This is a genomic window from Flagellimonas nanhaiensis (genome assembly GCF_003382275.1).
GTDB lineage: Bacteria > Bacteroidota > Bacteroidia > Flavobacteriales > Flavobacteriaceae > Flagellimonas > Flagellimonas nanhaiensis.
In genome coordinates, this window is the sequence record NZ_QTJX01000003.1 from 118094 (window position 1) to 131217 (window position 13124).

14 protein-coding genes are annotated in these 13124 nt (G+C 40.5%); 8 read left to right on the plus strand and 6 right to left on the minus strand.

All coding sequences use genetic code 11. The features are described 5' to 3' along the window. Positions 1-10: 10 nt before the first annotated feature. The 4 genes from DX873_RS13470 to DX873_RS13485 all read left to right on the plus strand — a co-directional run bounded on the left by DX873_RS13470 (position 11) and on the right by DX873_RS13485 (position 2447). Entirely contained in the window at positions 11-448 is a 438-nt protein-coding gene (locus tag DX873_RS13470; protein WP_116185008.1) for a hypothetical protein, read from the plus strand. Between the two features lie 14 nt (positions 449-462). Then, positions 463-1068 (plus strand): ExbD/TolR family protein, encoded by a 606-nt coding sequence (locus DX873_RS13475; RefSeq protein ID WP_116185009.1) that lies wholly within the window; start codon positions 463-465, stop codon positions 1066-1068. 12 nt (positions 1069-1080) lie between these two features. Beyond that, the gene (locus DX873_RS13480) at positions 1081-1563 is read left to right on the plus strand and encodes an ExbD/TolR family protein (protein ID WP_116185010.1); all 483 of its coding nucleotides are present in this window, start codon (positions 1081-1083) and stop codon (positions 1561-1563) included. Positions 1564-1760: 197 nt separating this feature from the next. After that, a complete protein-coding gene (locus tag DX873_RS13485) occupies positions 1761-2447 on the plus strand; it encodes a porin family protein (RefSeq protein WP_116185011.1) in 687 nt (228 codons plus the stop codon). Here DX873_RS13485 and DX873_RS13490 read toward each other — a convergent pair. The 6 genes from DX873_RS13490 to pyrH form a co-directional block, all read right to left on the minus strand. Further along, positions 2442-3044, minus strand: a complete 603-nt coding sequence (locus DX873_RS13490; RefSeq protein WP_116185012.1) for a hypothetical protein — start codon at positions 3042-3044, stop codon at positions 2442-2444. The two genes, DX873_RS13485 and DX873_RS13490, sit on opposite strands and share 6 nt — an antisense overlap. Then, positions 3044-4501: an RNA polymerase factor sigma-54 gene (rpoN, locus tag DX873_RS13495; protein ID WP_116185013.1), complete on the minus strand. Its 1458-nt coding sequence runs from the start codon at positions 4499-4501 to the stop codon at positions 3044-3046. Before rpoN ends, DX873_RS13490 begins: the two co-directional genes overlap by 1 nt. 42 nt (positions 4502-4543) lie before the next feature. After that, positions 4544-5977 carry an asparagine--tRNA ligase gene (gene asnS / locus DX873_RS13500; protein WP_116185014.1) on the minus strand — a complete coding sequence of 478 codons (1434 nt, stop codon included), beginning with the start codon at positions 5975-5977 and terminating at the stop codon, positions 4544-4546. 93 nt (positions 5978-6070) lie between these two features. Further along, a complete protein-coding gene (locus tag DX873_RS13505; RefSeq protein WP_116185015.1) occupies positions 6071-8464 on the minus strand; it encodes an efflux RND transporter permease subunit in 2394 nt (797 codons plus the stop codon). Positions 8465-8534: 70 nt separating this feature from the next. Beyond that, positions 8535-9089, minus strand: coding sequence for a ribosome recycling factor (gene frr, locus DX873_RS13510; RefSeq protein WP_116185016.1), 555 nt, complete (start codon positions 9087-9089; stop codon positions 8535-8537). A 41-nt stretch (positions 9090-9130) separates the two neighbouring features. After that, complete coding sequence (pyrH, locus tag DX873_RS13515) at positions 9131-9838, minus strand: UMP kinase (RefSeq protein WP_116185253.1); 708 nt, start codon at positions 9836-9838, stop codon at positions 9131-9133. A gap of 153 nt (positions 9839-9991) precedes the next feature. On the opposite strand from pyrH, the gene DX873_RS13520 reads away from it, so the two are divergent. Genes DX873_RS13520 through DX873_RS13535 form a run of 4 tightly spaced genes read left to right on the plus strand, consistent with a single transcriptional unit; the run spans position 9992 to position 13091 of the window. Next, positions 9992-10546: an RNA polymerase sigma factor gene (locus DX873_RS13520; protein WP_116185017.1), complete on the plus strand. Its 555-nt coding sequence runs from the start codon at positions 9992-9994 to the stop codon at positions 10544-10546. 2 nt (positions 10547-10548) lie between these two features. Further along, positions 10549-11340, plus strand: coding sequence for a HEAT repeat domain-containing protein (locus tag DX873_RS13525; protein ID WP_181899512.1), 792 nt, complete (start codon positions 10549-10551; stop codon positions 11338-11340). A 60-nt stretch (positions 11341-11400) separates the two neighbouring features. Then, complete coding sequence (locus DX873_RS13530) at positions 11401-12264, plus strand: DUF4097 family beta strand repeat-containing protein (RefSeq protein ID WP_116185019.1); 864 nt, start codon at positions 11401-11403, stop codon at positions 12262-12264. A 2-nt stretch (positions 12265-12266) separates the two neighbouring features. Next, a complete protein-coding gene (locus DX873_RS13535; protein WP_116185020.1) occupies positions 12267-13091 on the plus strand; it encodes a DUF4097 family beta strand repeat-containing protein in 825 nt (274 codons plus the stop codon). The last annotated feature ends 33 nt before the right edge of the window (positions 13092-13124 follow it).

The following is a 13124-nucleotide window of genomic DNA, read 5'->3' on the forward strand; positions in this document are numbered from 1 at the left end:
ATCGAGAATCATGAACAAAATAGTTAAAATAGTACTCATAGTCATCGGGTTGGTTGCAGCCGTACTTTGGTTCTCTCTTCCAGATGCTGATGATCCAAATGCCATTAACAGCGGTTCAATGAACTTTATGTTCGTAATCATGTACCTGTTGTTGGCAATAGCGGTGGTTACAGCAGTGTTTTTTGGATTCAAAAAACTCTTCTCTACCCCGGGAAGTATTAAAAAGGCATTGTTCGCCATTGGTGGATTGGCCATAATCGTAGCCATTTCCTATGGACTTTCTTCGGACAATATGGCTGTTGTTGACGCCATGTCCCAAAGAGGTATTGAAACCACGGAGGGTACCGTAAAGAATATAGGAATGGGACTGAATGTTTTCTTTATCCTTACCACAATAGCTGTTGCATTGATGGTATTGCCCGGATTGAAGAAAATGTTCGTTAAGTAAAAACACGTCAAGTTATGCCTAGAAGAAAAGGAGCACCGGAAGTAAATGCAGGTTCCATGGCCGACATTGCTTTCCTTCTGCTAATCTTTTTCTTGGTTACCACAACCATAGAAACAGATGCAGGATTGGATAGAATGTTACCGCCAATAGAGCCGCCTGATCAAGATGTAGTTATCAGGCAGAAGAACATTTTTACGGTCAATATCAACAAAAATGGTCAATTATTGGTTGAAGATCAGTTGATGGATTTAAAGGACCTGAGAAATGCGGCAATTGCATTTCTTGAAAACGGTGCTGATGGATCTTGCAACTATTGCAAGGGAAGAAAGGATCAGTCCTCTTCAGATAACCCTACAAAAGCGATTATTTCGTTAAAGAACGATCGTGAGACCAAGTATAGCACATATATCACCGTTCAAAATGAATTGGTTGGTGCATACAATGACCTGAGGGATCGTGAAGCCCAAAGAATTTTTGGGAGGGATTTTACTGAAATGGAAGCTGAGTATCTAAACCCAGAGACTCCATCAAGTATTAGAGATGATCTTAAGGATAAAGTAAAGCGAATTCAAGATATGTTTCCACAGAAGCTATCTGAAGCAGAAACCACCAGTAACTAAATTTTAAAATTTATGGCAAAGTTTACGAAAAAGAAGGACGGGGAACTGCCAGCGGTGTCAACTGCTTCATTACCAGATATCGTTTTTATGTTACTGTTCTTTTTTATGACAGTAACAACGATGAAGGATAGCTCACTGTTGGTAGAGAATACGCTTCCCAATGCCACTGAAATCAAAAAGTTGGAGAAAAAAGACAGGGTAATCTATATCTATGTCGGTAAACCAACTCAGGAATATCAAAAGGTTTTTGGTACAGAACCAAAAATCCAATTGAATGACAAATTTGCAAGTGTAGATGAGGTAGGATCTTATATCCTAGCGGAGAGAGCCAAAAAGCCTCAGGAATTGCAAAATGTATTGACTACTGCTCTAAAGGTCGATAAAAATGCCAACATGGGTCTTATCACCGATATTAAACAACAATTAAGAGAAGTAAATGCCTTAAAGGTGAACTACACCACTTACGAAGGAAACGCTTTTAATAATTTACAGTAGACAATAACTTAGATTTAGTGGAAAACGCTCCAGACAACATTGTTTGGGGCGTTTTTTGGTTTATGGACTTTTGTAACTGTCTTTCTTTGGATTAAAATACAGATAAGAAGATTTTCCATAAAGAATTAATCTCCCAATCACGGGGCTCAAAACAATCCAAATGTGTAATTTGGGTTGTTTTTAGTTTTTGGGTAAAAATGAAAGGATTATTAACTCTGCTGCTGGCTTTCTTCGCAATTCTTTTTGGGTATTCCCAACAAGCGCCTACAGAAACCTATGATGACAAATACCTGGAGGATCAATTTTATATTGGTTTAGGGTTCAATTTCCTTTTAGAAAGACCAATGGATGTTGCACAACGTAATCTTTCCTATAACCTACAAGCTGGATTTATCAAGGATATTCCACTCAACGCAAGCAGAAACTTTGGTCTGGGGTTGGGTATTGGCTACGCTACCAATTCTTATTATAGCAACATTGGAGCAAGACAGGTTGGTGAAGATATTGTCTATGAAATTCTGGATTCGGAAGGCCTAAAAAGAAGTAAGTTTGAGACCCATGCATTGGAAGTGCCATTGGAAATTAGATGGCGTACCTCTACGCCGGCGGACTATAAGTTTTGGAGAATTTATGCGGGTGCCAAGGTTGGATATGTCTTTTCTGGGCGGTCCAGATTGGTAACAGATGACGAGACCATAGGTTTTTCGAATGATGATATTCGAAAAATTCAGTACGGTCTCATGTTCAACTTCGGATACAACACCTGGAACATTCACGCCTATTACGCGCTTAATCCACTCTTGGAGGATGGCACGGTGTTGGACAACGGAAGCTCCATTGATTTTAGGGCGTTGCGCATTGGGGTAATATTTTACATCCTATAACCAATACTTCAGGATAATGAGTTGGGAGCAAACTCCCACCAAGAACCCAATCAAAAGTTCCACTTTACTGTGAGCCTTAAAATACAACCTTGAAGTTGCCACCAAACCGGTCAATAGTATGAAGAGGCTTATGGCAAGCGTAATGTTCTTCTCAAAATGTATACTCAGGCCGATCATATACATCAAGATACTGCCCATTCCCAATAAATGCATACTGGTCTTTACTTTAAGGAACAATAGAATGAGGGCCGCTCCCGTTGCGGTCAACAGTCCAATAAAAAAGAAAAACAATTCATGGACATAGTTGTTGGGGATGACTTTGTATAAAATCATCAACAGCAGCACACAGCTAATGTATAGAGGGTACTTACGTTCTTGAAGAGTGGGTAGAAATATTGAATTGATGACTCCCAAATTCTTCAGAATTAGAAAAAAGATAATGGGTATGATGACCGTTAGGATAAAAATGGGCAGAATATTGCCACTTTGTATCTCCAAAGTGCTATATGGCGTTATCATGAAGTAAATGATGGTTCCGCCAATGGGAATGAACAAAGGGTGAAAAGTATAAGATATAATGTTGAAAAAATGGCGCATTAGATCTGCTTTCTTAACCGGGCCACGGGAATTCCCAGCTGTTCTCTATATTTGGCCACTGTGCGCCTGGCAATGGGGTATCCGCGTTCCTTTAGGATTTTCGCCAATTTATCATCCGTTAGAGGTTTTTTCTTTTCTTCCTCTCCGATTACAGTTTCAAGTATTTTCTTGATTTCTCGTGTAGAAACATCTTCCCCTTGCTCATTCTTCATGGCTTCGGAAAAGTATTCCTTGATGAGTTTTGTGCCATAGGGAGTATCCACATATTTGCTGTTGGCAACTCGGGAAACCGTGGAAACATCCATATTGATCCGGTCTGCTATATCTTTAAGGATCATGGGGCGAAGTTTACGTTCATCCCCGGTCATGAAATATTCTCTTTGGTAATCCATGATGGCATTCATGGTGACAAAAAGTGTCTGTTGTCGTTGTTTTATCGCATCAATGAACCATTTGGCAGCATCCAGCTTTTGCTTGATGAAGAGTACGGTGTCTTTCTGGGACTTGGTCTTTTCCTTGGATTTTTTATACCCTTCCAGCATATTGCTGTACTCCTTGGATACATGCAGTTCCGGGGCATTTCTGCCATTCAATGTCAAGTCTAGTTCACCTTCTACTATCCTAATGGAAAAGTCAGGGACAATATGCTCTATTATTCTCGTACTTCCCTCATAGGATCCGCCAGGCTTGGGGTTGAGTTTTTCAATTTCTGAAATAGCCTCTTTTAGCTCTTCTTCATTGATATGGTATTTCTGCAGAAGTTTGGCGTAGTGTTTTTTGGTAAACTGCTCAAAGGATTTCTCCAATATGGTAATGGCTAGTTCAACTGCAGGTTTCTTCTCCTTTCTTTTTAGTTGAATAATAAGGCATTCGTCAAGTGATCTTGCTCCAACACCAGGTGGGTCCAATGCTTGTACCACCTTTAATACGGTCTCTATTTTATTCTCCTCTACATAAATGTTTTGGGTAAAGGCCAGGTCGTCCATAATATCGGACAACGGTCTTCTAATATACCCGCTCTCGTCCACACTGCCTACCAAGAACTCTGCAATGGCCCATTCCTCATCGTCAAGGTAGATGGTGTTGAGTTGGTTGAGCAAATGCTGGTTAAAAGAAGTTCCTGAAGCGTAAGGGATGCTCTTTTCGTCATCATCCGGACTGTAATTACTGGTCTGCGTTCTATAGTCCGGTATTTCATCATCGCTCAAATAGTCATCAATATTGATGTCTTCAGCCGCTATGCTTTCGCTATCCGAAGTATCATCGAAAGAGTCATCGTAATTGTCATCCAAGCTGTCCTTTTCCGCCTTTCCACTTTCCAGTGCAGGATTTTCCTCCAGTTCTTGCTTCAAGCGCTGTTCAAAAGCCTGTGTGGGCAGTTGAATGAGCTTCATGAGCTGAATCTGCTGCGGAGATAGCTTTTGGGAAAGCTTAAATTGTAGATGCTGTTTTAGCATGATGCTTTAAAATCTTCCTTCTTATAAATTTAAGAATTCAATTTAAAACTCCGCGTTCTGCGGGCTTCTTGGATAGGGGATTACGTCCCTGATGTTCCCCATGCCTGTGGCAAATTGGACCATTCGTTCAAAACCGAGACCAAATCCACTGTGCACAGCGGTTCCAAATCTTCTTAGATCTAAATACCACCAAAGTTCTTTTTCATCTATTCCAAGCTCACTAATTTTTTGTTGAAGTACCTCTAGACGCTCTTCACGTTGCGAGCCACCAACAATTTCCCCAATGCCCGGGAATAGAACATCCATGGCCCGTACTGTCTTTCCATCCTCGTTTAATCGCATATAGAATGCCTTGATATTTGCGGGATAATCAAAAAGGATAACGGGACATTTGAAGTGTTTTTCCACCAAAAAGCGTTCGTGTTCACTTTGAAGATCGGCTCCCCATTCGTCAATTGGAAATTGGAATTTTTTCTTTTTGTTGGGTTTGCTGTTCTTTAAAATGTCAATGGCTTCGGTGTAGGAAACCCTTTTAAAATTGTTGTCAACAACAAATTTCAGTTTTTCAATGAGTGCCATATCAGACCGCTCATTTTGTGGTTTGGATTTTTCCTCGTCCAAAAGTCGCTTTTCTAAAAATTCCAGGTCCTCGGAGCAATGATCAAGAACATATTTTAGAATCCATTTGATGAAATCCTCCGCAAGGTCCATGTTGGCGTCAAGGTCATAAAAGGCCATTTCAGGCTCGATCATCCAAAACTCTGCCAAGTGGCGGGAAGTATTGGAGTTTTCCGCTCTAAATGTTGGACCAAAGGTGTACACTTTACCGAGTCCCATGGCATAGGTCTCCGCTTCCAATTGTCCTGAAACCGTGAGATTGGTTTCTTTTCCAAAAAAATCCTGTCCGTAATCCACTTCCCCTTTTTCGTCCAATGGTGGATTTTTAGCATCCAGGACACTTACCCTGAACATTTCTCCTGCGCCTTCAGCATCGGAACCCGTTATGATCGGCGCATGCATATAGTAAAAGCCATTTTGCTGAAAATAACTGTGAATGGCAAAGGCCATGGCTGACCTAACACGCATCACAGCGGAAAATGTGTTTGTACGCACCCGTAAATGGGCTTTCTCCCTTAAAAATTCCAAGGAATGTTTCTTAGGTTGAATGGGGTAGGTTTCAGGATCGGCTGCACCATGGACAAAAATTTTGGATGCGAGTATCTCCACACTTTGTCCCCTTCCTTGACTTTCCACTAATGTTCCGCTTATTTTTAAAGCAGCTCCCGTGGTTATTTGCTTGAGCAGTGCATCGTCCAGATTTTCAAAGTCAACAACACATTGCAGATTATTGATGGTTGATCCATCGTTAAGGGCAACAAACCTATTGCTTCTGAATGTTTTTACCCATCCGTTTACTTCAACGGTATCTCCTACGGGCTGCTTTGAAAGTAGTTCTTTTACTGAATAAGACTTCATTTGTCGCTTATGGTAAATTAAGCGGTAAAGATAGGTCTTTGGTTAAAAAAGATACCAATGATTCGTCCAGAAATATCGGGGGTTTCTTGGATGTTATTTGTCTTTCAGATTGTCTTCCTTAGGCAAAATATCAATCTGGGGCTTTTTAAGAACCTGTTTGTTTGCAATGCTTCTTTCCAAAGAAAGGAGCAAGGACGGAAGCAAAATCAGATTGGAAAGCATGGCAAAGAGCAATGTTGCCGAGACCAACCCTCCCAACGCCTTGGTACCCCCAAAACTGGAAATAATGAATACGGAAAACCCAAAAAAGAGTACAATGGAGGTATAGAACATACTCACTCCGGTCTCTCTCAATGCGGCGTAGACAGATTTTTTAATTTGCCAACGATTGGCTGTAAGCTCCTGTCTGTATTTGGCTAAAAAGTGTATGGTATCATCCACTGAAATACCAAAGGCAATACTAAACACCAGAATTGTGGAAGGTTTTATGGGAACTCCCAAATACCCCATGATACCTGCGGTAATGACCAAGGGCAATAAGTTGGGCACCAGGGATATGATTACCATTCTAAAAGACCGGAATAGATAGGCCATAAAAAGTGAAATCAAACCAATGGCCAATGCCAGGGAAAGCAGAAGGTTTTTTACCAAATATCTTGTTCCTTTTAAAAACAATAAGGCCTTTCCTGTCATGAAGACATCGTATCGTTCTGATGGGAAGAACTTGTCAATAGCCTGTTGCACATCTCCTTCAATTTCCTCCATTCGTTCAATTTTGACGTCACGCATAAACGTGGTCAAGCGAGCGGTTTGGCCGGTACTATCCACAAAGCTCTCCAAAAGATTGTCATCACTGGAAGACCTACTGACCATATCCATGATAAAAGTGTTCTCCTGAGAGGTCGGGAGCTGATAATATTTTGGAATTCCGTTATAAAAAGCCTGTTTGGAGTATTTGACCAGATTTACAAGTGAAATGGGTTTGGAAAGCTCAGGAGTCTCTTCAATAACTTCACCCAATTGATTCATCCTTCTTAAAGTTGCCGGTTTGGTCGCTCCATTTTTTCTTTTGGTGTCCACAACTATTTCCATCGGCATAATTCCATCAAACTCTTGCTCAAAAAAGCGGATATCTTTAAAGTAATGCGTGTTCTTTGGTAGGTCTTCTATTCGGCTTCCTGTAATCTTGATTTGATAAATGCCAATGATGCTCAACACTAAAACGGCTACTGCTGTTATATAAACCCCAATTCTATGATGACGAACCATGCGCTCCATCCAACTCACAAAGAGGTCCATCCACTTTTTGTTCAGATGCTTTAGGTGCTTGGTCTTAGGAAGCGGCATGAAACTATAAAGAATGGGGATGATCAAGAGGGATAGTGTAAAGATTCCAATAATATTGATGGAGGCAACTATTCCAAATTCCTTTAGTAGGTCACTGTCCAAAATAATAAAGGTGGCAAACCCCGAAGCGGTGGTCATGTTGGTCATTAGGGTGGCATTTCCAATTTTGGAGATGACTCGCTGGAGTGAAAGTGCTTGATTCCCGTGTTTGTTGACCTCTTGTTGATATTTGTTGATGAGGAAAATACAGTTGGGGATGCCAATTACAATGATTAAAGGGGGGATAAGGGCGGTAAGAATGGTAATCTCATATTGTAAAAGTCCCAAAAAACCGAAAGCCCACATTACCCCGATAATCACAACAAACATAGATATGAACGTTGCCCGAAAACTTCTGAAGAAAAAGAAGAAAATCAAAGAGGTGACCAAAAGGGCAGCCACAATGAATATCCCAATTTCATCTATGATAGACTTGGTGTTCCAGGTTCTGATATAGGGCATACCGGAAACCCGCACATCCATTTGGGTTTCTTCCTCAAAATTTTTCACCAAATCCCCCAGATCGTTCAATATGAACTCGTTTCGAACGGGGGTGCTCATGATGTCCTTATCCAAATAAGCTATGGTTTGTATGGTTTCACTTTTAGGGTTGTAGACCAAGTTATCGTAAAAAGGAAGCTCGTTTAAAAGATGGTTCTTAAGTTTATTGACTTCTTCTTTGGTTTCGGGATTCTCCTTGATGAGCGGCTCCATAACAAAAGCTTGCTGATCTTGGTCTTTTTCCAATACCCTTAGGTTGTCGGTGGATACAACAAAATCTATCTCTGGAAAGGCTTCAAGTTGTTTGCTCAACTTGTTCCATCGGTTAAAGTTTTCAGGAGTGAACAGGGCAGAGTCCCTTATGGCCAGTACAATGGCATTGCCTTCTTCGCCAAATATTTGCGTAAAGGTATTGTATCTAATGCTAGCAGGGTGGTCATCGGGAAGGATGTTGACCTCGGTATTGGAAAACTGGATATTTTTCCACTGTAAAGCCAAAAAAACGGTGAATCCTATAATTCCCAAAAGAATGAGGATTCTGTTGCGGAGCATGAGTCTTGCAACCTTTGGCCAAAATCCTTGAGTAAGCTTTGCTACCATGTAGTTTTAATTGGGCGCAAAGGTAAAAAATGATAACGTGTGTTCCTAAGAAACCAAGCGTTCAAAGTTCTTAAACCTTCATGATTTCTGCTTCCTTTACAGAAAGAATAGCATCCACTTTTTTAATGAAGTTGTCGGTCAGCTCCTGTACATCCACTTCGGCATTGCTCAATCGGTCCTCTGAAATTTCCAGAGACTTTAATTCCTTGTTGGCTTCTTGTCTTGCACTTCTAATTCCAACTTTGGCATCTTCGGCCTCAGATTTTGCTTGTTTAACTAGCTGAACTCTTCGCTCCTCGGTCAAAGGTGGTACATTGATGATGACCATTTCACCATTGTTCATGGGATTGAACCCTAAATTGGCATTCATAATGGCCGTTTCTATTTCAGTAAGAAGGGTTTTTTCCCAAGGCTGAACAGATATGGTCCTAGCATCTGGAGTATTGATGTTGGATACTTGGGAAAGAGGAGTGAGCGAACCATAATACTCCACCATAACGGTAGAGAGCATCATTGGACTGGCCTTTCCTGCACGAATCTTTACCAAGGCTTTTTCCAAATGGACCATGCTCGCTTCCATACTTTCTTTTGTGCTGTCCAGTATAAACTTTACTTCTTCATCCATATTTCTATATTTTAAAGATGGCAATCAAAGTACATGCCAATTTAGATATTCACAACGGTTCCAATTTTTTCCCCTGAAACTATTCTCATTAGGTTTCCTCTGGTGTTCATATCAAAAACAACAATAGGAAGCTCATTTTCCTGGCTAAGGGTAAAGGCTGTGGTGTCCATAACCTTTAGACCTTTAGAAAGTACTTCACTGAATGATAGGGAATCAAACTTGGTGGCAGATTTATCCTTTTCGGGATCGGAAGTATAGATTCCGTCCACTCTTGTTCCTTTTAGAATAACATCTGCCTTAACTTCAATGGCCCTTAAAACCGCAGCTGAATCTGTTGTAAAGTAGGGATTACCGGTTCCCCCTCCAAAAATCACCACCCTGCCTTTTTCTAAATGGCGCATGGCCCTTCTTCTAATGAAAGGTTCGGCAACTTCGTTGATTTTAACGGCTGATTGGAGTCGTGTCTCCACACCTTGAAGCTCCAAAGCACTTTGCAGGGCCAATCCATTGATTACAGTAGCAAGCATTCCCATATGGTCTCCCTGTACACGGTCCATCCCTTGGCTTGCTCCAGAGAGTCCTCTAAAGATATTTCCGCCTCCGATTACGATGGCCACTTCCACTCCTTTGTCGACAACAGCTTTGATGTCTTCCGCATATTCGGAGAGGCGTTTGGCATCAATACCGTATTGTTTTTCTCCCATTAGGGCCTCACCACTCAGTTTTAAAAGAATTCTTTTGTATTGCATTAAGGATGTCTTGAAGTCGGGACAAAAATAATCAAAAATATTTAGGACAGGTCCCTTAAAAAGGAGTGCGGAAAAAGGAAAAATGAATAAAAATTCCATACATTCTGTAACCTTTTCCCAAAACAAAAGTATACCCTTCAAAACCAAGCAAAATTGCAAGATCTATCAGATAATTTTCTAATGATGAAAGTGAAGAGCGGAGACTTGGACAAGTTGGGTCTGTTGTACGAACGGTATAAAAAAAGGTTGTTTGGTTTTTTCTACAACCTTGGAAACAATCCTTCCGTAAGTGAGGACCTTGTTCAAAATGTATTTTTAAGGATTTTGAAATACAGGAACTCCTATACTGGTGAAGGGGCTTTTACCGCATGGATGTTTCGTATGGCCAGGAACGTCAATCACGATCATTATAAGAAAATATCAAAGGAAAGCACCTATCGGAAAGTTCTTCTCGAAGATACCGAAGTGAAATCGGCCAACGACCTTGATGATGCTCTTGAGCAAAAAGGAAATGAAGTGTTGTTGCGAAAGGCCTTAACTCGTTTGCCCGTTGAAAAGCGTGAAATATTACTGCTGAGCAAGTATAGGGAGATGAGGTTCCATGAGATTGCAGAAGTGCTGGGATGCTCTGAGGGAGCTGCCAAGGTAAGGGTCCATAGAGCTCTCAAGGATTTGAGAACAATTTTTTTACAACTTGAAATGACATGATTATGGACAAGGAAAAATTTGAAATACTGGCAATGGATTTTATGTCCGGGGAAATGTCCCATGAAGCCGCAGAGGATTTTCGTCAGTTTCTTGAAAAGAACCCCAATTACAAAGAAGAATACAAGCAGTTGGAAAGCATTTGGACAAAGGTTGATGCAATGCAAACTCCAGACCCATCTACTGAAATGGATGAAACCTTTTATGGCATGTTGGGTCAAGAAATTGAGAAAAGCAAAAAGAAGCGTGGTTGGAACGGGATTTTCTCTGGTTTCTTCACAGTCTTGAAGCCACAATTGGTCTATGGTGTGCTGCTTTTGGGGGTAGGTTTTTTGGTCGGGCTCTATTTCAATTCCCAAGAGGCACAACCTGGCGAGATTATGGTGTCCACTGATGAAACCGCTGATGTGCGTCAAAAACTGGTATTGACCCTTTTAGAGCAACCATCGGCCAACCAAAGATTGCAAGGGGTAAGCGAGGCCAATAAGATTGAAGATGCGGATAATATTGTGATACAGGCTTTGCTACAGACCTTGAACAATGATGCCAATGTTAATGTGCGTTTGGCGGCAATAGAGTCTTTGACCAATTATGTGGACAACCCTGTAGTAAGACAGGGATTGGTGCAGGCCATTCCACATCAGGAATCTCCCATAATCCAGATTACATTGGCCAATCTTATGGTGGCTCTTCAGGAAAAGGCTTCGATAGAACCTTTTAAACAGTTGCTCAAGGAAAAACAAGTCGACACCACTGTCAAAAAGAGAATAGAGAAAAGTATACAATCAATCATATAGTTTATTTATCAATCGTCCTTTTAGGGCAAAATCAAATTACGAACAGTCAAATATTAAAAGATGAAAAAGTTGATTTTAATGCTGTGTTTTTCCTTAGGGGTAGGCACATTGGCCGCTGAGGCCCAGAAAAAAGAATTCAAGGAGGTAATCAAAAAAGAAATTATGCTCCAAAACAACATGAATAATCTGGTGGTGGTAAAAAATGTTTTTGGGTCCATTACTGTGGAAGGGTATCAAGGGGAAAAGGTTCTTTTAGAAGTGGAAAGAACAATTTCGGCGAAAAATACCGAGGATTTAGAGTTGGGAAAAAAAGAATTACAACTTAAAGTTGTGGAAGAAGAAAAGAGAGTGATTCTTTATCCGGATGCTCCCTACATTGAATTTGACAAAGAGAAGTTACGGTACAATTGGTGCAACAACAATGATGATATTTCTTATGACCACAAACTTAATTTTAAATTGAAGGTGCCCAATTCGGTCAAAATCAACACCAGTACGATCAACGATGGGGAAATCAGCATAAAGAACACCAAGGGAAATTACTTAGAGGTTTCCAACATCAATGGAGGTATATCCCTTCATAATATTACAGGAACCACAAAGCTGAGCTGCATCAATGGAGAGGTAGATATTTCGTACGCAAAAAACCCAACAAGCGATTCTGAATATCACTCCTTAAATGGAGATATCAATATCTCCTATCAAAAATCGCTATCTGCCAATATTTCTTTTAAAAGTATGAATGGTGAACTGTATACGGATTTTGATATCAACAAACAATACAGCAGTACTAAAAAGGATACGGGAAACAAAAAAATGGGGAAATATAAATATGAAGCCAAGCCTGTGGTGCAAATAGGCAATGGTGGGGTGGAATTCAATTTTGAAACGTTAAACGGAGATGTAATCATCAAAAAAATATAGTCATGATAAAATTTAAGACAGTACAAATCATTTTGCTTTTGCTCATTGCCAATGTAACCTTGGCCCAAGAGAAGGCAATTGATTTATTCACGGTTCCTTTAAGTAGTCCAGGAAGTCCTGGAAAATTGGTAATAGATCAAATTACGGGGTCAATTACGGTAGATGCCTACGAAGGTGCGGAGGTCATTATTAAGGCATCTTTTGGAAGTGAAAAAAGGCATTATCAAGAAGATAAAAAGGATAACAATCGAAATGGAATGAAACGAATCAATGGTTCGTCACTTAATGTCAGTGCAGAGGAAAAGAACAATGTTGTGCAGGTAGTGAATGAGCAATGGAACCGCATCACAAATTTACAAGTAAAGGTGCCCAGAAATTTTTCTTTGAAACTTTCAACGGTAAACGATGGTAATATTTTGGTAAATGGGGTTAATGGAGAAATGGAAATCAGCAATGTAAATGGTGAAATCACATTACAGGATGTATCTGGTTCTGCTTCGGCCGATACGGTCAACGGGGATGTCAAGGTAAACTTCAACAGTATTGAGAGTGGAGCCAACATGGCCTTTAGCAGTTTGAATGGTGATTTGGACATTACTTTTCCCAGTTCGCTCAAGGCAGATGTGAAAGCTAAATCTGATATGGGGGAGGTATTTACAGATTTTGAAATGGAAGTATCTGAAACTAAACCTGAAGTCAGCAAAAATGAGAATTCTGGAACCTATAAAGTAAGTGTTGAGCAGTGGGTTAGAGGCAAGATCAATGGTGGTGGCCCGGAAATGATCTTCAAGACCTTTAACGGAGATATTCTTATTAGATCTAAGTAGCAGAAAAAAGTATGGTATAAAAAAACGCCCCTT